We start from the raw sequence: 21,296 nt of genomic DNA on the forward strand, positions 1-21,296 counted from the left end.
TCACAGTTTTGATAAATCAAATCTTCAAACCGAGTTTACTGGAATTTTAAATTAAAAAAATCCGTAGAGTACTATAAAGTTCTCTACGAATTTTTTTAATTTTTACTTTAAAGGAAAATGTTTCCTTTGAAAGTATGTAAGGCTAGATCTGATCTACAAATTTCTTAAAAACTTTTTTGTGAAGTTCCAGATCAAGATCTGGAGAAACAGAAACACGAGCTATGTAATCTTTGTCACCTTCTTTTGTTGTTCCCTGAGTAGAGGTTGCTGGTATCGTCCAGTAACAACCTTTTAACTGACCATAGCTTACACAATACTTACTCTCGCTTGGAATTTCAGTAATCATTAAATTGATCAACTTCAGGTTTAGTTCTCTTTTATACGCTTCTTTTTCTTCTGCATTAGCCCCTTTTGTAGGAAGGTCTAGTGAAAATACCGAAGGTGTAAATCCTTCTGCTGCTAATTCTTCAGAAACAAAATTGATCTTGGCTTCCGGTAATGTTTCTTTAATAAAATTTACAAACTCTCGAGTATTCTTATAGGCGTCAAAAATCCTTTTATTCATTGACGGCAGCTGTTTAGCTAATATTTTATACTGAAGATCGGTAGCTTCGTTATCACATATACTAAGATGTAATGCTATTTTCTCCATCAATGCATCTGTTTTGTCATTTCCAACACAATACCCAGCGGTACATTGGCCACCACTAGGAAATTTAGAACCACTAGCATAGGAGATTGTTCTCACGGTAGATAAAATTTCACCTTCTCCTAAAAAATGAAGATTAGGACAAAATGTTTGATCTAATATAAAAACCGGATCTATGGCAGTATCACCATTTGATGTTTTACGAACCGCGCTTAAAGCTTCTTTCAATTTCTGAAGATCTGGAACCTCTACTCTTGGATTTGTAGGTATTTCTGCAATAATATAAGGTACTGCATCTTCTTTAGCTACTGTATCTAGAATGGTATTTATACTTTGTACCATCTCGTTATCTCCGTCTACCGGCAAATCTACCACTTCCACATTCTCAAGACAAGCTGCCACTCTTCTTGCCTGATCATTGGTACCACCATAGCAGTTTGGCGGAACTATGAATTTTACAGCCTTTCCAGGGTGATTTATGTAAGCATCGTGAACAAGACCCATCATAATAGCATATTGAATAGAGAGTCCGCTAGAAGCTACAATAGGATCTATATTAGTGCCTGTAATGACTTTTATAGATTTTAAAACACTGTTTTTATCTGCTTCATCTATATTTTTAAATTCTAAAGTTGAATGTTCTACCATCGCTTTAAGTGCGGTGAATGAATCTGCTGGAGTCATTGCTATGGTCTCTCTCCTTCTTACATGTTGAATGTCGGAAATATAATCTTCATTTTCTTCTCCGTTAACAATCATCACGCTTCCCAAAGAAGTATGAAAATTAACTAAGAAATCTATTCCTAAAGATTTAGATACTAATTCTGTATCTATATTTCCAACTTCTTTTTGTTCTGAAAGGTATATGGTAGTAGCTTCGGAGTTGAGCTTACTCAAATTTGGAATTTCTTTTTTGTCTTCTATCTTCTGAAGATCGAACTTATAGTCATATATATTCTGTACTATTTCAGCATTAAAATGTAAGGGAAGATCTCCGGAATAGAAAATCTGAGTTTTTTTACGCTCCAAAGAATTTTTTCTAAGAATAGCTAGAATAGGCGTTGTTCTTGAAGAAAAACTAATTACATTATCTGCTTTGATATTGTTTAATTTTGCAATGCTCCATTCTAATAATGAGGATAAAGGATGTCCCAATCTTATATAATCATAAGCAGTAGGTAATATCTTTAGAGCTGCGGTGCTAGAATTGTTGCTATGGTATAAAATTTCAAACTGATCTAAAAATTGAATTTTAGCCAATTTTTCATCATAAATATCTAATCGATGCGTTGTTAGATTCAACCAGTCTTTTGGCATATTTTCTAATACATCTTCTATATACTTCAATATTTTATCTTCTTTCATAATTTGATGCTTTGATAGCGGATAATATACATTAATTAGGATTTTTTAGACGTAATACTAACTAATTTCTTGCATAGTGAAATAGACTTTACTTATGCTTGAGACATTTAAAATAAATAACAGAAAGAAATCTTTATTACATGCAGACTGTAACGTGCTGAATATATTGAAATAACAAGGATAGAAATAGAAAACCACTATCAACAAATAGTTTCTAGTGGTTTTGTAATTAAATTTTAGAGATATCGCATATACTATTGCATACAAGAACATATTAAATCCCTACATAAAATATATCCTTCAGTAGCAATGGTAACTAAAATAGTAGCAGGCACCTCTAATTTTTTGTAAATCTATAACTCTAGAGAAGTATAAAATTAGTCATTTAGTAAACGTGCTAGATTTCTTAGTAATCGTTAGGCTTAAGTTGCAGAGTAACAATAGTACCAGAATTTTGCTTTGAATTAATTTTTACTGCCGTATCGGTATCATAGCCCAACAATGATAATCGCTCTTTTACCAAAATAATTCCTTTGGAGACATGCAATTTATTATCTGAGATCTTCGAGATCCCAATCCCATTATCTTTAATTTTACATTCCAACGTCTTGTCGGGCAGTAATTTAAAAGACACTTTTAATGTAGGTTCAGAAATACTAGGGGGGAAGGCATGAATAAAAACATTCTCTACAAACGTTTGAAGTAGCATAGTTGGAATTTCTACATCATATACATCTATCTTGGAATCTACCGCTATATTTACATGGATCTTATTATTGAATCTTGTATTTTCAACCCGCATATATAGCTTAAGGTACTCTATTTCTTCTACCAGTAAGATGCATTGCTTAGTGCAATGATCTAAGTTTAACCTAATTAGTTTGGCAAAATCTCCCAGAAAGCTTGTAGCATTGTCTATATCTCTGTCTACGATGTAACTTTGTATTGAATTCATAGCGTTGAATATGAAATGGGGATTCATTTGCGCTAATAGTGCTTCCATCTTAGTTTCTTCCAAACGCTTTTGGATCATACCTTTTTGCTCTTCAAAATTTTTATTTTGTCTAATTTGAATTTTGTATAAGGTATATACCATCATAGAAATTATTGCGAAGATCAAAAACATAAACCACCATGTTTTCCAAAATGGTGGTTGTATTGCTAATTTAATTAAAGACTGAGTATAACTTAAACCTGTGCTTCTATCTAATACTCTTACTGTAATGTTGTAGTCTTTGGTGGGTAAGAATGGTAAGAAAATTTCTGGTTTAGATGATGGCGGACTCCAGTCCTCTTGTTCAGTTAATCTATATTGATAGGTTAATTTATGAGGGTAAGGATGAGCATTGGTACTAAATTTTAAGAGAATAGTGTTTTCGTTATAAGACAATACTATTTGCTCCTTTTGATTTTTCTCTTTAAAATTAAATTTGCGATTATTAATTAATACCTCTTTTAACCATATTTCATCTATTAACGATCTTAAAGTATTTACACTCTTTAGATCTATACTATAATATCCATTATCACTACCAACAAATAAATTATCATCAAATATAGTTGCGCTTAACAGTGGCTGCTGTAATCCTTGCTCTTCATCTAAAAAGATAAACTTGTTATTTTTATAAATTGTTATTCCCTTTTCGGTGCCTATTATCAACGCTCTATTATGACCTTTCAGAAATGAGATAGAATTACCAAGGATCTTTGCTCGAGGTATTTTCCTTAACAGTTGAAAAGTATCTTCATCATTTATAATAAAAACATCTCCGAATTCATTCGAAACTGCTAGATCATTTTCGATTGAAGTAATATGTTTTAATTTTTTTTCGCTCCATATATTTTCTTTAAAAAAAGACTTGAATTTATTGTTCTCCCAACTATAAAGACCTGAAAAGATGGATATGAGATAGGTTTTACTAGCTTGCTGAAAACTATTTACCACCATGGTGGGCGTATTAGAATCTGCTGGATTATAATAAGTGTTTTCTAATTTGTCTAGATCATTAAATATCCTAAGTCCGCCATATGGGTTTGTTTCTATGAGATCTCCTTTTGTCGTAAAGTTGATCTCTTCGGAATGTAAGGGAAGGTATTTTGCCAGGTCTCCGGCAGGTGTAATAGCAAATATTCCAATATTTGTGTTAAGCCAGAATTTATTGGCAGAGACCTTAATATCATAAAAATTAATTGCTTCTGCTCTAATATTGTAATCTAATTCGTAAAAATCGTCTTGATGTTTTGGTAATGGAATTCTAGTAGTACGAATGTAATTCTCTTGCCATTCTTTAAATTGGGAAACTGATATAGTTAGCTCTTTTATCTCCTTAGATAGAATAAGATCTTTATTTGATAATATTGCGGTTGTACTGTCAGTTTTGGCAAAGCCAAGGATTCGATGTTCTGGAAGACTATGAAATTTAATTTTATTGTTCAATTTGATCTCATAGTAGCCGGAATCTTTGGTTCCAACAAATAATTTATCAAATTTTTTACTGTAAGCTAAAGAAATAATCTGATTGCTTGAGACACTAAAATCTGAAGCTCTAGATACCATTTTATGGTTTATAATTTCATAGATCCCTCCATTACTATCATATATCCCCCAAGCGGCAGCAAAAATTTTATTATCCTTGGTCTTAACATAATCCCATATAATAGATTCTCCAACTTTTATTTTTGGATTGGGGCTATTACTTAAGTATTCAGAGATTTTGCCCTTTGTGTAAAAGCCCTTATTGCTACTGTAGATACTATCATTATTCTTTAAAATGGAATAATTATACTTATGGTTATTTACCTTAATTAATTTTTTTTGTTCATTCTCTGTAACAATTTTAAAGACGCCGGAATTGTAGGTGATCACAAACAACTCATTTTGATATTCCAAGAAATCCTGCACTCTAAATAGCGTAGTAGATGTTGCTGGTTTTAAAGATGATATTTTGAGAGTGTTTACATCAATAATCGAAACACCATCACTGGTACCTACCAACATAGAATTTCTATAAGAATATAGCTTAGTGATCTCGTTATTTACTAAGCCATCTTGCTCTGAGATCACTTTAAATTCTGTTCCGTTGTAAATGCTAATTCCCTCCCCGTAACTACCAAACCAGAGCCTATATTTTTTATCTTCAGCTATGGCCCAACAACTATTTAGCGCTAAACCATCTTCTACAAAAAAATTAGTAAAAATATCATTCTCTTTTTTTACCAACCCATTCTCAGTACCAATCCAAAGAACGTCTTTATTATCTATAAATAATGACCTAACGGTGTTGTTTGGTAATTCATTTGCCGCTGTATAATTTTTACTGGGAAAATTTTGCGCTACAGCAATTTGAACCCATAATAATAGGAGTGGGAGAAGTTTAATTATTCTGAAGTATTGCATTTATAAAATCTTCTTCTTTTCTAAAAGAAACCGGAAGTTTCTCCCCATTGGTTAATTCTACCTCTTTGTTTGCTTTGTGGTATCTAACCAAGTAATTCATATTGATTACATAGGATTTATGTATTCTTTTAAATGAAGTATCCGGAAGGATCTCCTCTACATATTTCAATGTTTTAGTTACGGTCTTACTTATGCCATCTATCTTTTTAATAAACGTATAATTGCTTTCTGCTTTACAATATAAGATTTGATTGGCATGAATAAGCTCATAACCCTCATTAGTAGGAAAAGCTAATTTGCTAACATTCTGGTCATTCACATTTAAATTTTCTAGTAACAGTGCCAGCTTCTTTTGTGCAAAGCTTCCTTGATTCTTATCTTCAAATCTTTTGATGGCCGGGGCAAGATCTACATGATTAATAGGTTTTAATAAATAATCCAGAGCACTCCGTTTTATAGCTTTTATAGCGAATTGATTATAGGCAGTAATAAAAATGACCTGAAATTTTATAACCTCAAAATATTTGAAAAGCTCAAATCCATTCTTTTCCGGCATTTGAATATCTAAAAATACCAGCTCCGGTTCATGATCTTTTATTGCTATCACACCTTCATCTACAGAATTGCATTTCTGTACTATATTAAACTTATTTGGGAAGTACCTTTCCAGGGTTTTTTCAAGTAAACTTTGAGCGTTAAGTTCATCGTCTATAATAACTGCTTTTATCATAAAATAAAACTACTAATAAATCCTGAATTAGTCTCTTTTTAACTCTCAAAGCTTATAGATAGTAGCTATTTTTGATATTTTCAGAGATTCAAAATATCTTATTTTTGGAAAAATATTAGAATTCAAGTTAGTGGTTTATTAATTTGATCACATTGTATATCTAAAAATAATACTTCAGCCACTAATTTGTATTTTGAAACAACATTTTCAAAAGAGGTGTATAACTATATTGATAATGGATAATTTTATAATATTGGCAGGTAATCCAATATTCTTTTATGAAACAGAGAACAGATAATCCTAAGAAAGAAAAGAAAGCTTGGCCTACTAAAGATGCTATGGCACAGATCTATGAGAAGAATCTTTGGGGTTCTAATCAATCTGAATTCTATTCTGGGTTAGGATCTCACGATCCTGAAATTATAGACCCATATTTAGAAGTAGTAAGCTCTTTTCTATCAACTTTTAATCCTCGATTAACAGTTTGTGATCTGGGTTGTGGCGATTTTAATGTTGGTAGTAAGTTAATTGATTTTACTAAAAAATATTATGCGATAGATATAGTAGAATCTCTAATTGAATACAATAAAACAAGGTTTAAGGAAGAAGATCTAAAATTTTTATGTTTAGATATTGCGGAAGATAGTTTGCCGGTAGCAGATTGTGTTATAGTCAGACAGGTTTTGCAACATCTGTCTAATGCTGAGGTGGCGCGTGTTGTGAAAAAATTAATAGATTTTAAATATGTTATTTTAACAGAACACCTTCCCGATAAAAATTTTGAGCCCAATATGGATATAATTTCCGGGCAGGGAATACGGTTGAAAAAGAATAGTGGCATTAATTTGTTGGCTTCGCCTTTCAACTTAGAAGTTTATAGGCAAAGAGAACTTTTGTCGGTTAGATCTCTAAATTTTAAAGGCTTGATAGTAACAACTTTATATCAGCTTTTCTAAGTACTATTTTAGTGCTTATTAAATGAGAAATGTTAAAAAATCATCATGTTTTTGTGGAAGCGTGGAATAATTATTCATCATCCTGTTTAAATTTTAACCAGGTTTCAAGAAGAAAAATTTCTATCCTTCCTTTATTATTAGAATCAATGATTTCTTGAACATTTTCTTCTTCAGCAGCTAGATAGATTAGTCTTCCTATTTGTTTTTCGGATAAGCCAATAGCGTTCTGTAAAAAATCACGATGTCCTTCTAAGATGCCAATGTTTTTTATTTTTCGTTCTAATTTAATGTTCTTTTTTAATTGCTTTGTTCTACCATTAATAGCATTTAGAATTGGATCTACCTCCAACGAACCGCCTAGAAGCCCAAGAAGATGTATCCATTTGAAATCTCCTGCGGTTTCTAGTCTTCTTTCATATTGTGTGTAAGATCTAATCTCTTTAGGTATTATGCCCAGACTTACTGCGTTTATTTTAGAAACATCAGTAATATTAACTTCTTCTAATTGATTAGTAATATTTGTCATACTTATAATGAGGTTGTTATTCTCGATATTTTTAGCATCCACAAATTCAATGTGATCTTTCATTCCTATATGGGAGAAAATAAGAGTATCTCCCAGTTTGGTGAGAAGAGAGAATTCTCCATTCATATCTGTAATTAAAGATCTGCCGGTAGATATATTTTTGAGATATACATTCTCCAGAATACTAAGATTATTCAGCACTCGGCCATCTAGCATAGTTCGTTCCTGCGCATTTGTACATAGCGTAAAAAAGCAAACGCAAAGTGCATAAAAAATTTTTGATCTTCCCATTTTTGGTTTGCAGACTAAAGTTTTTCTGAATTAGAACTACATCAGAATTTCTTGTGGCCCAATATACTATTTAATACAGAGGGTAATTATATGAAATTTATAGAATATTGCTAGATATTGTGATGGCTTATAAAGGAGAAGAAGATTATACTGAAGGTATCTAGTTTAAAATGTAGAACAAATTCATAATCATTATTAATACAGATATAATAGAAAAAAACCTTCCAAAATAGTGGAAGGTTTTTTCATTTTTAAATAGAATAATTTAAAGTAGTTAAGATATAACCTCTTATTTACTCCATGCATATGGTTGAAATCCTTTATCTAAAGGAGTTTGAGCTACACGATTAGTATAGTTGCTTATCACCTTTTGAGACAATCCAAGAATAATTTCTAATAAGTGTCTCTGATTATATCCTGCAGCGTAGAATGCATCTATTTCTTCTTGAGAAATATTACCTCGGTTTCTAGTTAAGGATAAAGTTGCGTTGTGTAGCGCTTGAAGCTTATCTGATGGTAACTCTGTTCTATTTCTTAGAGCGTCAGATATTGCATCATCTACTTTCATTGCTTTTGAAATACCTGTATGTGCAGGTACGCAGTAATGGCATTCGTGTTCTACATTTATAGTTTGCCATACAACGGTAAGTTCGTCATTATTGAATGATGAATTTACAAATAGCTCATGCAGGTTTTGGTAAGCTTCTAATAATTCTGGAGCTTCTGCCAATACACCATGTAAATTTGGAACATAGCCATAAGCTTTTTGGGATTTTTCCAGTAAAGACTTACTCTTCTCCGGAGCTGTTTCTAAAGTGTGAACTTTTAAATTTTCATTTTTTGAAGTACTCATAATTGTAAATATTTGAATTAATTATTATTATTGTTAAATCTTCTTTTTTTAGCCTTCTAGTAATCCCAGTTATTAGCGAGATTTACCATATACTGATTAACCGTTGCTTTTTTGAATTTCTTGTAAAGTGAATCTGTTTGACGTTGAGAGAAGTAGGCGGTAAGCCCAGGGTTTCTATTAGTAAGATTCAAATTAAATTCAGAGGAATTCGCAGATTTTTTCGCTGTTCTTCTAAGAAGTTTGGTTAGGTCTGCTTTAGAGAAACTCTCCTCTCCAATAGGGTAATTAACATTTGATTCTTTAGCAGATCTAAGAAAAGATCTATAGCTAAAATTTTCTTCAGATAAGACATCAGCGGTATAGCTTATTGTTGTGTTATCAACAGATAAAGCTTGTTCTTCCGATCTTAGATTTTCATAGCTTCTATAGTCCATTTGTGCAGTGGTAGAAATTGAATATAAAATCAAGGTGAGCGTTATATATAAATTTTTCATGACTGTGATTTTATAACTAACCAATCGGTTAGTTTGTGATTAAAAAAAATGTTATAGGTCTTTAAAGACATTTTCAATATAATTCTCTAGTTGTTTATTTGTAAAGATTCGTGTAGCAGAAGACAAACCAAACATTGCTATTGTTAGAAAATCAGCTTGCTGCTCTATTACAGAGATGTTTTCATTTTCTTCAACTTTTAAAGTATTGAGAAATAGCTGTTTTACTTCATCCATAAAGTCAGTTAAGACTTGTTTAATATTTTCATCTGCATCGGTCCCTATTTCATTCGCGGTATTTGTTACTAAACAACCTTTACCAAACTCGGTCTCTCTGGTGAACTCAATAAAATCGTAAAAATATTGCTTGATTCCTGCAACTCCACTTGGAGCATCCTTTAGCTTTTGGAGTATAAGATTTAATTTTTGTTTATAGCATTTTAAGCTTTCCAAGAAAACACCATTTTTACTTCCAAAGCTAGAGTATATAGAAAACTTATTGATGCCCATTTCTTTTTCCAGCATATGCATAGAAGTAGTTTCATACCCATTGCGCCAGAAAAGGTTCATAGCCTTTTCAATAACTTCTTCTTCTATATATTCTTTTTTTCTAGCCATATTTCTAATTACAGTACAAAGCTAAACGATTAGTTAGTAATGGCAAAACATTTTAGATAACTTTAATACTTAACCTGTATTTCCTAAAATATATTGCTGTTATTTGATGATCTCACTACTTCCTATTTTAAGATCTTCTACCAATAATTTTTCTTGTTGTGCGATCTCTTCTCTAGCTTGGAATATATATTTTTTGTCGTCTTTAGGGGTAGCAGCTAGTCTTTTAAGACTTTCAGTATCTAATTTTATAAACTTATCTGCTTGTTCTTTGGTTGCACCAGCATCAAAACCCATATAGAACAAAAGATCGCTAGCCATTTTTACAGAGGTGTCTAGAGATTCTCTGTAAATATCATCTATTCCTATATTATGTAACTTATATGCATCGTCTCTATTTCTAGCGCGAACCATGAGTTTAAGATCTGGGTATTTACTCTTTAATTTTTTCATTAAACCGGGTGTTAGATCTGGGTTGTCTAAAGCCGAAATAAGAAAATCTGCCTCTGCTATTCCTGCAGATTCTAGAAGATCTAATCTGGATACATCTCCATAGTAAACCTCGAATCCCATTTTTCTTAGAAAATCTACTCTGTTAGAATTTTGCTCAATTACCGTAGTTTTTACTCCGTGTGCCCTAAGAAACCTACCTATGGTACTTCCAAAGTGTCCGAAGCCTAATAAAATTACCTTATGTTTCTGCTCTATAGAATCCATAGGTCTCTTAATAGATTCTATGGTTCCAATTTTAGGGAGCACTAATCGTTCATTAATAATCCAAAGAATAGGTGTAAGTGTCATGGTAAGCGCCGTAACTACTAATAAAATATCCATTTGATCTTGGTTGAAAATATTAAGCTGAAACGCAAAGGATATCAACACAAAAGCAAATTCTCCAATTTGCGCCAATCCTACAGTTAGTAATAATCTTTGGTCTAATTTCAATTTAAATATTAAGCCAACAATATATAGAATGCTTGCCTTTACTACTATCACCCCTATTACCAACGCAGCAATTAATAATGGTTCTTCTGCAATTACTCTAAAATTAATGGAAGCGCCTACGGCCATAAAGAATAATCCTAAAAGCAGGCCTTTAAAAGGGTCTAAGGTGCTTTCCAGCTCATGCTTAAATTCACTAGTTGCAAGTACCACCCCGCCAAGGAAAGCTCCCAGAGCAGGACTCAACCCAACCAAACCCATAACATAAGATATACCTACAACTATTAATAAAGCTGCAGCTACCAGAAGTTCTCGAACTTCAGTTTTAGCAACCAATCTTAACATAGGAACAATTAAATATCTACCGGTAAATATTATCAGTACCACAGAAGATATAATAGATAATGCCTGCAATCCTATTGGTAGGTTGTCAAGAAGATTTTCATGCGCTTTGCTCGCATCTACAACGGGAGTATCTGCTGTAGATATTTCTGATAATAAAGGGAGTAATCCAAGCATTATAATGACTATAATATCCTGAAAAAGTAAGATTGAAAAAGAGGAAGCACCGTAGGAAGTATTCATCAAACCCTTCTCTTTGTTAGTTTGCAATGTTATGGCAGTAGAAGAAAGCGCTACCGCCATGGCAATAGTGAGCGATATATGCCATTCTAGATTCAGAGCATAAAATATTAGATAGGTGAGGAGCATGGTACCAAAAACTTGAGTGAATCCCATCCCCAAGATTATCTTTCGCATCTTCCAAAAATTGCTAGGTTGAATCTCCAAACCTATAAGGAAAAGCATCATAACCACTCCAAATTCTGCAAATTCTAAAATGTCTTCTCCTTCGTGACCAATAAAACCAAAAATGTAGGGGCCAATAAGAATTCCAGCAAGTAGATATCCAATAACAGAACTTAATCCTAACTTTTTTACCAACGGAACACAAATAATAGCTGCGGCAAGAAAGACTATAGCTTCAAAAAGAATACTTCCACTCATTGGTTTTGTTTATATATAAATTGATGTATAAGAAGCTTTAAAGTTAATCAATATGATATATATCTGATACTCTAATAGCTAAAGCTCCTAAAGTCGGCTTAAGCAATTAAGAATTACATGAAACATAAAAAAGCTTATCTAATTTACAACTACCAAATTTTTGCTCTAATTGAAGAATTTGACTAAAAGGAGGTTATTGAAAGAACAAGGAACCATAAAGATGTTAAAAATTTGTTGAGATGTACCTTGGAAAAGTTGAAGAAAGTGTGTGCAATATTTAAAGGAAAAATACCAGCCTAAGAGTTGCAAATAGTCCCTACCCAATTTGCAGCTTCTTATTGACTGGCATTTTATAGCTTTTTTAGGTATCTAAAATAGTATCCTAGATATCTATTTTTATTCTCCTTCAAATGTAGTATTTCTCTTACTTCTAATTTTACGGTTTTCCGTACAATGAAGATATTTTCATTAAAATTTAATATGTGCAATTTTCTTTTATAGCTGGTAGATCATTAATGAGGAACGTTTATGGTAACGCAAAGATCTCTAAAACTGCTAATTTAGTATCTTTAACGTACGTTCGTTTAAAAAATGAACAGACCATAAATCCTTAAATAATGTCGAAAATGTGTTTTAAAGATATGTTCGATTTTCTCAATCGATTAGAAAAGAATAATCATAAAGAATGGATGGATGAGCATAGGAATGAATATCACCAGATTCGAGATTGGTATATAGAATGGCTTAATAAGCTAGATATTAAACTTTCTATGGTAGATTCAAATTATACACATACTACCGGGAAACAGGCAATTAATAGAATTAATAATAATCTGCTTTTTCATCCTAATAAACCGGTATACAAAGATCATTTTGGAGCTGCGTTAGATAAAACAAAAGGTTTGGGAGATTTTTATATTCACTTAGGTATTCATGGCAGTTTTGTTGCGGGTGGAATTCACAATCCTAAAAATGATATTTTAAAAAGTTTAAGAGGAGCATTAGATTATGATGGTGAAGAATTTGTGAAGATCTTAAACAAACCTTCCTTTAAAAGGAACTTTGGCGCAATGATGGAAAGCGATATGCTTAAAACTGCTCCTAAAGGATATTCACAAGATCATAGATTCATAGATCTTATGAGATATAAAAGCTTTTCCATAAAATATGATTTGGATCCTCAGGAAATCATGGCATCTAACTTTCAAGATAAGCTTATTGACATATATAAAGAAATGCTCCCTTTTAGAAGATATCTGAATCATGCACTTACGGTTTAGAAAAGTTCGCTCTAATTGACTCTCGTATAGTTAGATGTCTATTACTTGAAATTCAATATTTTTAGTGTAAATGCTATTTTGATAGAGTTATTGAATGCTTTTTGTAGAATTTTTTGATATATTTATGTTAATGCGTTAAACCTATTCTAATTTTGAATTCCCGTTGAGTGGTTTTTTTAATTTTACCCTTGTTAATTTGAAAAAATAAATTCATCATGGTAGCATACTATAATCAAAGACAGATAAAGACCGAAATGAAAGCTCTTATTCAGGATTATCTGAAATCCTGCTCTAACTGTGAAGAGTTGCCGGCAGATTTAGTTGATCTTATAAAACATAATTTTTTAGCTAAATATGTATCTTATAATTCTGAACTTCATTCTATAGAAATTGGAGTGGAAGTATCAGATAAACCATCTTCTCTAATTAGTTATCCTCAAATAGAAGTGTATCAATTTCCAATAGATGATAAAAAAAATAAATGGCTGAAAAAGTCACTAAAAACTTCTAAAACAGATCTTGCGTTCTACGGAAGACTTCTAAATAAAAGAAGTACCATATATAAAAATGCAGATGTAGTAGTAATGTAATTATTAATAATCTCAGATATTAAAAAGCAGCTTAAATTTTAAGCTGCTTTTTTTATTTGCTTCTATTAGTTTGTATCACTCCCATAATTAACTAAAATTTTCCGCATATCTCTACATACATGATTTTAGTCAGTATCGTAAAAAGTCTTTCTTTTTAGATTTGAATCAAGCTTCATTTTTCAATTATTATTATAGCTATTAAGATAGAAATGAAGCAATCTTAGATCTATTAAATATTTTAAAACTGTTGGCTTTGGTAACGTCTGTTACTGTATAACTGCAGATCTAAGCATAATTTTGAATTATAAATCTTGCATTCGCAGCTGAGCAAATAATCTTTAAGCGATTGCATAAAAACTTAATTATTATGAAAGTAGAACAGATTTACACAGGATGTTTAGCGCATGCAGCATATTATATTGAAAGTAATGGTGAGGCTGCTATTTTCGATCCTTTAAGAGAAGTAGAACCTTATTTAGAGCGAGCTAAAAGTGATAAGGCAATAATAAAGTATGTTTTTGAAACCCATTTTCATGCAGATTTTGTAAGTGGACATTTGGATTTACAGAAAAAAGCAGGAGCAGAGATCGTATTTGGTCCCGGTGCTGCTCCTGCTTATGAAGCAACCATTGCAAAGGATGAAGAAATTTTCTCGGTTGGAAACTACAAGGTAAAAGTTATTCATACTCCCGGACATACCATGGAGAGTACCACTTATTTGCTTATAGACGAAAATGATAAAGAACATGGAATTATAACCGGAGATACTTTGTTTATAGGAGATGTAGGTAGGCCAGATCTTGCACAACATGTTGTTTCAGATCTTACGGAGGAGAAGTTAGCCGGACATCTCTTTGATTCTTTACGTAATAAGATCATGCCTTTAAGCGATGATCTTATTGTTTATCCAAATCATGGTGCGGGTTCTGCTTGTGGTAAAATGATGAGTAAAGAGACTACAGACACTTTAGGGAACCAAAAGAAATTTAATTACGCATTACGCCCAGATATGACTAAGGAGGAATTTATTAAAGAGCTTCTTACCGGTCTTACAGCACCTCCCGTATATTTTCCTCAAAATGTTCTATTGAATATTAAAGGATATGAAAGTCTAGACAAAGTTAGAGAGCGTGCTAACATTCCATTATCCACACAAGATTTTGAAGCCGTAGCTAATGAATCTGGTGCGCTAATGTTGGATACAAGAGATGCTGAGGTTTTTGCTAAAGGATTTGTGCCTAATAGTATTAATATTGGACTAGATGGAAGTTTTGCACAATGGGTGGGAGAATTGATACCAGATGTAAAACAGCAAATTTTACTTATTACAAATCCGGGAAATCAGGAGGAAACCATAACAAGATTATCTCGTGTAGGGTATGACAATACTATTGGCTTTCTAAAAGGAGGGTTTGATGAATGGAAAAAGGATGGGAAACCTGTTAATTCTGTAAACCGTATAGATGCAACAGAATTTGCGGTACTAAATAAAGATAACTCGGTGACCTTTGATGTTCGTAAAAAGAGCGAATTCGATTCTGAACATCTCTTGGAGGCAGAGAATATTCCTCTAAATGAGATAAATAAGCATCTCTCAGAAATTCCAAAGGATAAGAAAGTTTATTTACATTGTGCTGGTGGATATAGAAGTATGATCGCATCCTCTATATTAAAGCAAAGAGGATGGGATAATATTACAGACATTCGAGGAGGGTTTAAAGCACTTGCAGAAACCAAGATTCCAAAATCTAAATATGTATGTCCTTCAACCTTATTATAGTTTATATATAAATAAAAAAAACGGTTCGAATATTTCGAACCGTTTTTTTTATGTGCTATCGTCAAGCTTAGTTGCTTTTAACAATATTATCTAAGATCATCTTAGCATGAATTCTGGAATTTTCTATGAACCATTTGTGAGTTTCCATACCGCCACAAATAACTCCGGCAAGATAAATACCAGGAACATTAGTTTCCATGGTATTCTCATCATATTCCGGAATTTTCCGCCCATCATCTGATAGATCTATACCAATATCTTTCAAAAATTTGAAGTTCGGTCTATATCCGGTTAGTAAAAGCACAAAGTCATTTTCTATAGTTACATCCCCATCTTCCGTAGATATAATTACTTCATTTTCTTTAATATCTGAAAGCGATGAATTAAAATAAGCTTTAATACTTCCTTCTTCGATCCTATTTATAATGTCGGGTCTAACCCAATATTTAACGCGGTTACCAATTTCTTCTTTTCTCACTATCATAGTAACTTCTCCGCCTTTTCTATAAATCTCTAAAGCAGCATCTACAGCAGAGTTACTAGCTCCAACAACTATTGTTTTTTGAGTAGCAAAATAATGCGGATCGTTGTAATAGTGATTTACTTTTGGTAGATTTTCTCCCGGAATGTTCAAATAATTTGGAATGTCATAAAAACCAGTTGCCACCACCACATTCTTAGCGGTATAGGCATTTTTACTTGTTTTAACAACATGGGCATCTTCATTTTTTGAATCTACAGCTATAACCGTCTCAAAAAGATGAATATTAAGAGAATTATTAGAGACAATTCTTCGGTAATATTCTAAGGCTTCTGCCCTTTTAGGTTTAGCATTGGTACTAATAAATGGGATATTGTCTAACTCTAACTTTTCTGAAGAAGAAAAGAAAGACATATTTGTAGGGTAGTGGTAGAGAGAATTTACAAGACATCCTTTCTCGATAATAAGATAGGAAAGTCCATTTTTTTCTGCCTCCAAGGCGCAGGCAATTCCTATAGGACCACCACCAATAATTATAATTTCGTACTCTTTAGTTTGAATTTGCAATTTCTTTAAGTCCTTTAATAGTTTCAAGTTGATCTTCCGCCTTAAAAACATAGCTTCCTGCTACTAATACATCTGCACCAGCTTTTGTAAGCCCAGCTGCATTTTTGTCTGTAACACCCCCATCAACTTCAATAAGTGTTTGCGCGCCCGCTTCTTCTATGATTTGCTTTAAGTGTTTTACCTTATTATAAGTATTTTCAATAAAACTCTGACCACCAAACCCCGGGTTAACGCTCATTACTAGAACTAAGTCGATATCTTTTATAATATCTTTCAAAAGATCTACATTGGTATGAGGATTAATGGCTACTCCAGCTTTCATGCCTTCAGCTTTTATTGCCTGAATAGTTCTATGTAGATGAGTGCAGGCCTCGTAATGAACCGTAAGTATATCAGACCCTAACGCTGCAAACTCTTTAATGTATCTATCTGGATCTACGATCATTAAATGTACATCGATGGTTTTCTTAGCATGTTTTGCAATAGCCTTTAGAACAGGCATTCCGTAAGAAATGTTCGGGACAAAAACACCATCCATGATATCTATGTGAAACCAATCTGCCTCACTATTATTAATCATTTCTAGATCTCGTTGCAGATTCCCAAAATCTGCAGCTAAGACAGATGGTGCAATTAATTTTGTGCTCATAATTTTATGTTGTGTTGTTTCTGCGCACAAAAATAAGAAGAATAAAACGTAATCTGTTTAATTTACAAAGGCGTTGAGCATGGTTTGAACAACTTTTTGCGAACCTTGATCTAAAGTTTGAATATTATTTAAATACCTGCTTAAAGTCTCTTCATCGTACTTTCGATGTTCAGATAAAAAATCACTTTTATAATCATCAAAACTCCCTGCGGCTATCTCTTTTCCAAAGATCTTTATAATATTATGATGCCGTGGGTCTTTTTTAATTCCCTCAAATAATTTTAAGATTATTTCTTTATTACCCTCTATTACTTGTAGGAAATTTCCATCAGAATATAATAATAAGCCTTTTATGTGATGTGTATTATTCCAGTTTTCACTCCAACTAAGTACCTCATCTATTTGTTCCGAAGTTAGGTTAATGTCTGCAGTGCTAACATAACTTATTGCGTAATTCATTCCAGTCATTTAGTGTTTCATATAAAAATAATGAAAAATTATGAGTTGTTTAATTAGATCCATACCGTAAAAAGTAAATTTTTTATATTAAAAAACCCCGGTCATCACTCCGGGGTTCATTCATCAATCAAAAAACGAACAGTTACCCCCGATAGATATCGGGACTATACTGTTGTCATCGTCTATGGGATGATTATCCCAAATATGTTTTTAATATTTTACTTCTAGAAGTATGTTTTAATCTTCTAATCGCTTTCTCTTTAATTTGTCTTACACGTTCTCTAGTAAGGTCAAAAGTTTCACCAATTTCTTCCAAGGTCATCGGGTGTTGATCTCCCAATCCAAAGTAAAGACGAATCACATCGGCCTCACGTGGAGTTAAAGTTTCAAGAGCACGTTCTATCTCAGTACGTAAAGATTCATGTAATAATTCTCTGTCTGGGTTTGGAGATTCTCCAGAACGCAATACATCGTAAAGGTTAGAATCTTCCCCTTCTACCAAAGGAGCATCCATAGACACGTGACGTCCAGAGTTCTTCATAGACTCTTTTACGTCATTAATGGTCATATCTAGTTCCTTCGCAATTTCTTCTGCACTTGGTGGACGCTCGTGAGATTGTTCCAAGAAAGCAAAAGTTTTATTGATCTTGTTAATAGATCCAATTTTGTTAAGCGGTAAACGTACAATTCTAGATTGCTCAGCCAAAGCTTGCAAAATAGACTGACGGATCCACCATACAGCGTAAGATATAAATTTGAAACCACGAGTTTCATCAAAACGTTTTGCTGCTTTGATCAAACCTAAGTTACCTTCGTTAATTAGATCGGGAAGAGTTAATCCCTGATTTTGATATTGTTTAGCTACAGATACCACAAAACGTAAATTCGCCTTTGTGAGTTTCTCCAAAGCTCGGTCATCACCCGCTTTAATTCGTTGCGCTAATTCTACCTCTTCATCGGCAGTAATCAGGTCAACTTTACCAATTTCTTGCAAATACTTATCTAGCGAAGCAGTCTCACGGTTGGTAACCTGCTTCGTAATCTTAAGTTGTCTCATCTATCTTCTCCTTGGATTTTTAATTATGAATAGCTCCTGTATTAAGTTATACGTAAAGAGAGCTTGAAATGTTACAAAACTCTTATTATTTTTTATTTGGGCGTTTCCCTACGGGTCGGGCTATGCGCTTCAAGTCCTCGCTCCCTGCAGTCGCTGCGGGCTTTTCGCTGCTATCCCTAACGCAAAAATTAAACAAAAAAAATGCTCTGAAATTTTCAGAGCATTTAATATATTAGAGAAGAAACTAATTAATCGTTTCTGTTTTCTCTTGGTTTTCTGTCATCACGACCTCGGTTGTCTCTAGAACCACCTCTGTTGTCACGACCTCTATCATTTCTATCATTTTCTCTTGGTGGTCTTGGTTGGTAACCTTCTGGTTTTTCCAATAAAGCCTTACGAGAAACTTTTTCTTTGCGTGTTTTTGGATCTACTCCAAAGTATTTAACATCCATAACGTCTCCAATATTTACAATATCAGTTACATTATCGGTACGTTCCCAAGCTAACTCAGAAATGTGTAATAATACTTCGTTTCCTGGTGCATCTATATATTCTACTACCGCTCCAAAATCAAGAACTTTAATAACTTTCACTTCGTAAACGCTACCTTTTTCTGGTTTGAAGGTAATAGATTCTATTTTAGCAAGAACTTTATTGATTCCTTCTTGTCCAGTTCCTAAGATCTCAACAACTCCTTCTTCGGTAACAGGATCTTCGTTAATAACGATAGTTGTTCCTGTAGATTTTTGAAGTTCTTGAATCACTTTTCCTCCTGGTCCAATTAAAGCACCAATAAATTCATTCTTAATACGAACAGATACCATTTTAGGAGCATATTCTTTCACATCTTCGCGTGGAGCAGAGATGGTTTCAGTTAATTTCTCAAGAATGTGTAAACGTCCATCTCTTGCTTGTTTTAATGCACTTACAAGAATTTCGTAAGAAAGTCCTTTTACTTTAATATCCATCTGGCAAGCGGTAATTCCATCTGCCGTTCCGGTTACTTTAAAGTCCATATCTCCTAAGTGATCTTCATCCCCAAGAATATCAGAAAGCACTGCATATTTCCCAGAGTCACCATCAGAAATTAATCCCATTGCAATACCAGAAACAGGTTTCTTCATTTGGATACCTGCATCCATCAATGCCATTGTTCCGGCACAAACAGTTGCCATAGAAGAAGAACCGTTAGATTCTAATACCTCAGAAACAACTCTTACAGTATAAGGACAATCTGAAGGTATCATTCCTTTTAATGCACGTTGAGCTAAATTTCCGTGTCCAACTTCTCTACGGGAAGTACCTCTAATTGGGCGAGCTTCTCCAGTTGAAAAAGGAGGGAAGTTATAATGTAAATAGAATGTTTCTTCACCTTCAAAAGATGGCATATCTATTTGGTTTGCTTCTCTAGAAGTTCCTAAAGTTACCGTAGCCAAAGCTTGAGTTTCCCCACGTGTAAAAATAGAAGATCCGTGTACAGAAGGTAAGTAATCTACTTCACACCAAATTGGTCTAACATCTGTAGTTTTTCTACCATCTAAACGTAATCCTTCATTTAAAGTAAGATCTCTTACCGCAGCCTTTTCAGCTTTGTAATAATATTTAGAAACCATCCCACCATATTCTGAAAGTTCTTCTTCAGAAAATGTTGCTTTGATCTCTTCTTTTATAGTATCGAATGCTGCGCTACGTTCGTGCTTAGCAGAACCTGCTTGAGCTACTGCATAAACTTTATCATAAGCCATATCATGGATCTTTTTCTTAAGATCTTCATTCTCTGGCTCTGCGTCGTATTCTCTAGTTGCTTTTTTACCAACTGCTTCTGCTAATCTTACTTGAGCTGCGCATTGAACTTTAATAGCTTCGTGTGCTGCTTTGATAGCTTCCGTCATTTCTTCTTCAGAAATTTCGTTCATCTCACCTTCAACCATCATAACTGAATCTGCAGATGCACCAATAACCATTTCCAAGTCAGATTCTGCTAGTTGCGCTCTAGATGGGTTAATGATGAATTCACCATTTACTCTACCTACACGTACTTCAGAAATTGGGCATTCAAAAGGAAAGTCTGAAAGTTGAATAGCTGCAGATGCTGCTAATCCTGCCATTGCATCCGGCATCACGTCATCGTCATGAGACATAAGTTGGATCATCACTTGAGTTTCTGCGTGATAATCTTTAGGGAATAATGGTCTTAAAACACGGTCTACTAAACGCATTGTTAAAACTTCACCATCACTAGGGCGTGCTTCTCTCTTAAAGAAACCACCAGGATAACGACCTGCTGCCGCAAATTTTTCGCGATAATCTACCGTTAATGGAAGAAAATCTACATCGCTTTGTTTGTAGTTTGAAACTACAGTACATAACAACATACATTTTCCAGATTGCACAACTACTGAACCATGTGCCTGTTTTGCTAATTTACCGGTTTCGATAGAGATCTCTCTACCATCACCAAGGTCAATAACCTCTTTAAATGTTTTTGGAATCATAATGTTTTTGAATTCTACACCTGTAATAATAAACAGGGATTGTTAAACAAAGGTCTCCCGTGAACTGTCTCATCGGGATTGTGTTGTGTTGTTGTTGTAGTGTTGGTTGACCAATGAA

At 33.3% G+C, this 21,296-nt stretch carries 17 protein-coding genes; 4 read left to right on the forward strand and 13 right to left on the reverse strand.

Annotated elements, in window-relative coordinates; genetic code table 11:
- Positions 1-142: 142 nt before the first annotated feature.
- From P163_RS08400 to P163_RS08410, 3 genes are all read right to left on the reverse strand, one after another.
- On the reverse strand, positions 143-2,014 hold the full coding sequence (locus tag P163_RS08400; protein WP_034889547.1) for a cystathionine beta-synthase: 1,872 nt from the start codon (positions 2,012-2,014) through the stop codon (positions 143-145).
- 406 nt (positions 2,015-2,420) lie between these two features.
- Positions 2,421-5,411 carry a histidine kinase gene (locus P163_RS08405; protein ID WP_034889550.1) on the reverse strand — a complete coding sequence of 997 codons (2,991 nt, stop codon included), beginning with the start codon at positions 5,409-5,411 and terminating at the stop codon, positions 2,421-2,423.
- Positions 5,389-6,141 carry a LytR/AlgR family response regulator transcription factor gene (locus P163_RS08410; protein WP_034889553.1) on the reverse strand — a complete coding sequence of 251 codons (753 nt, stop codon included), beginning with the start codon at positions 6,139-6,141 and terminating at the stop codon, positions 5,389-5,391. The genes P163_RS08405 and P163_RS08410 overlap by 23 nt, the downstream gene beginning before the upstream one ends.
- Before the next feature lie 278 nt (positions 6,142-6,419).
- On the opposite strand from P163_RS08410, the gene P163_RS08415 reads away from it, so the two are divergent.
- On the forward strand, positions 6,420-7,097 hold the full coding sequence (locus P163_RS08415; RefSeq protein ID WP_034889556.1) for a class I SAM-dependent methyltransferase: 678 nt from the start codon (positions 6,420-6,422) through the stop codon (positions 7,095-7,097).
- A 70-nt stretch (positions 7,098-7,167) separates the two neighbouring features.
- On the opposite strand, the gene P163_RS08420 is transcribed toward P163_RS08415, so the two are convergent.
- The 5 genes from P163_RS08420 to P163_RS08440 form a co-directional block, all read right to left on the reverse strand.
- The gene (locus P163_RS08420) at positions 7,168-7,914 is read right to left on the reverse strand and encodes a carboxypeptidase-like regulatory domain-containing protein (protein ID WP_156100672.1); all 747 of its coding nucleotides are present in this window, start codon (positions 7,912-7,914) and stop codon (positions 7,168-7,170) included.
- A gap of 289 nt (positions 7,915-8,203) precedes the next feature.
- Positions 8,204-8,767 carry a carboxymuconolactone decarboxylase family protein gene (locus P163_RS08425; protein ID WP_034889563.1) on the reverse strand — a complete coding sequence of 188 codons (564 nt, stop codon included), beginning with the start codon at positions 8,765-8,767 and terminating at the stop codon, positions 8,204-8,206.
- 56 nt (positions 8,768-8,823) lie between these two features.
- On the reverse strand, positions 8,824-9,261 hold the full coding sequence (locus P163_RS08430) for a hypothetical protein (protein ID WP_156100673.1): 438 nt from the start codon (positions 9,259-9,261) through the stop codon (positions 8,824-8,826).
- Positions 9,262-9,312: 51 nt separating this feature from the next.
- Complete coding sequence (locus P163_RS08435; RefSeq protein WP_034889569.1) at positions 9,313-9,876, reverse strand: TetR/AcrR family transcriptional regulator; 564 nt, start codon at positions 9,874-9,876, stop codon at positions 9,313-9,315.
- Between the two features lie 99 nt (positions 9,877-9,975).
- Positions 9,976-11,820: a monovalent cation:proton antiporter-2 (CPA2) family protein gene (locus tag P163_RS08440; protein WP_051931189.1), complete on the reverse strand. Its 1,845-nt coding sequence runs from the start codon at positions 11,818-11,820 to the stop codon at positions 9,976-9,978.
- Positions 11,821-12,437: 617 nt separating this feature from the next.
- Between P163_RS08440 and P163_RS08445 the strand changes: the two genes are divergently transcribed.
- From P163_RS08445 to P163_RS08455, 3 genes are all read left to right on the forward strand, one after another.
- On the forward strand, positions 12,438-13,100 hold the full coding sequence (locus tag P163_RS08445; protein ID WP_316930068.1) for a DUF2461 domain-containing protein: 663 nt from the start codon (positions 12,438-12,440) through the stop codon (positions 13,098-13,100).
- Positions 13,101-13,315: 215 nt separating this feature from the next.
- On the forward strand, positions 13,316-13,690 hold the full coding sequence (locus tag P163_RS08450) for a hypothetical protein (RefSeq protein ID WP_034889575.1): 375 nt from the start codon (positions 13,316-13,318) through the stop codon (positions 13,688-13,690).
- Between the two features lie 367 nt (positions 13,691-14,057).
- On the forward strand, positions 14,058-15,470 hold the full coding sequence (locus P163_RS08455; RefSeq protein ID WP_034889577.1) for an MBL fold metallo-hydrolase: 1,413 nt from the start codon (positions 14,058-14,060) through the stop codon (positions 15,468-15,470).
- Between the two features lie 67 nt (positions 15,471-15,537).
- Here the strand turns inward: P163_RS08455 and P163_RS08460 are convergent, their stop codons facing one another.
- The 5 genes from P163_RS08460 to P163_RS08480 all read right to left on the reverse strand — a co-directional run bounded on the left by P163_RS08460 (position 15,538) and on the right by P163_RS08480 (position 21,178).
- Positions 15,538-16,545: a YpdA family putative bacillithiol disulfide reductase gene (locus P163_RS08460; RefSeq protein ID WP_410503397.1), complete on the reverse strand. Its 1,008-nt coding sequence runs from the start codon at positions 16,543-16,545 to the stop codon at positions 15,538-15,540.
- Positions 16,502-17,167, reverse strand: coding sequence for a ribulose-phosphate 3-epimerase (gene rpe / locus P163_RS08465; RefSeq protein ID WP_034889579.1), 666 nt, complete (start codon positions 17,165-17,167; stop codon positions 16,502-16,504). The genes P163_RS08460 and rpe overlap by 44 nt, the downstream gene beginning before the upstream one ends.
- A 57-nt stretch (positions 17,168-17,224) precedes the next feature.
- A complete protein-coding gene (locus P163_RS08470; RefSeq protein WP_034894136.1) occupies positions 17,225-17,626 on the reverse strand; it encodes a BLUF domain-containing protein in 402 nt (133 codons plus the stop codon).
- Positions 17,627-17,819: 193 nt separating this feature from the next.
- Entirely contained in the window at positions 17,820-18,683 is an 864-nt protein-coding gene (locus P163_RS08475) for an RNA polymerase sigma factor RpoD/SigA (RefSeq protein ID WP_029035204.1), read from the reverse strand.
- 248 nt (positions 18,684-18,931) lie between these two features.
- Complete coding sequence (locus tag P163_RS08480) at positions 18,932-21,178, reverse strand: polyribonucleotide nucleotidyltransferase (RefSeq protein WP_034889584.1); 2,247 nt, start codon at positions 21,176-21,178, stop codon at positions 18,932-18,934.
- Positions 21,179-21,296: the final 118 nt, after the last annotated feature.

The organism is Gillisia sp. Hel_I_29 (genome assembly GCF_000744275.1).
Lineage (GTDB): Bacteria > Bacteroidota > Bacteroidia > Flavobacteriales > Flavobacteriaceae > Gillisia.

Coding starts and splice junctions, on each gene's coding strand:
- P163_RS08475 (WP_029035204.1), bottom strand. CDS start 18,683: ATGAGACAACTTAAGATTACGAAGCAGGTTACCAACCGTGAGACTGCT.
- P163_RS08405 (WP_034889550.1), bottom strand. CDS start 5,411: ATGCAATACTTCAGAATAATTAAACTTCTCCCACTCCTATTATTATGG.
- P163_RS08480 (WP_034889584.1), bottom strand. CDS start 21,178: ATGATTCCAAAAACATTTAAAGAGGTTATTGACCTTGGTGATGGTAGA.
- P163_RS08450 (WP_034889575.1), top strand. CDS start 13,316: ATGGTAGCATACTATAATCAAAGACAGATAAAGACCGAAATGAAAGCT.
- P163_RS08435 (WP_034889569.1), bottom strand. CDS start 9,876: ATGGCTAGAAAAAAAGAATATATAGAAGAAGAAGTTATTGAAAAGGCT.
- P163_RS08400 (WP_034889547.1), bottom strand. CDS start 2,014: ATGAAAGAAGATAAAATATTGAAGTATATAGAAGATGTATTAGAAAAT.
- P163_RS08440 (WP_051931189.1), bottom strand. CDS start 11,820: ATGAGTGGAAGTATTCTTTTTGAAGCTATAGTCTTTCTTGCCGCAGCT.
- rpe (WP_034889579.1), bottom strand. CDS start 17,167: ATGAGCACAAAATTAATTGCACCATCTGTCTTAGCTGCAGATTTTGGG.
- P163_RS08455 (WP_034889577.1), top strand. CDS start 14,058: ATGAAAGTAGAACAGATTTACACAGGATGTTTAGCGCATGCAGCATAT.
- P163_RS08415 (WP_034889556.1), top strand. CDS start 6,420: ATGAAACAGAGAACAGATAATCCTAAGAAAGAAAAGAAAGCTTGGCCT.
- P163_RS08410 (WP_034889553.1), bottom strand. CDS start 6,141: ATGATAAAAGCAGTTATTATAGACGATGAACTTAACGCTCAAAGTTTA.
- P163_RS08425 (WP_034889563.1), bottom strand. CDS start 8,767: ATGAGTACTTCAAAAAATGAAAATTTAAAAGTTCACACTTTAGAAACA.
- P163_RS08420 (WP_156100672.1), bottom strand. CDS start 7,914: ATGGGAAGATCAAAAATTTTTTATGCACTTTGCGTTTGCTTTTTTACG.
- P163_RS08470 (WP_034894136.1), bottom strand. CDS start 17,626: ATGAATTACGCAATAAGTTATGTTAGCACTGCAGACATTAACCTAACT.
- P163_RS08445 (WP_316930068.1), top strand. CDS start 12,438: ATGTCGAAAATGTGTTTTAAAGATATGTTCGATTTTCTCAATCGATTA.
- P163_RS08430 (WP_156100673.1), bottom strand. CDS start 9,261: ATGAAAAATTTATATATAACGCTCACCTTGATTTTATATTCAATTTCT.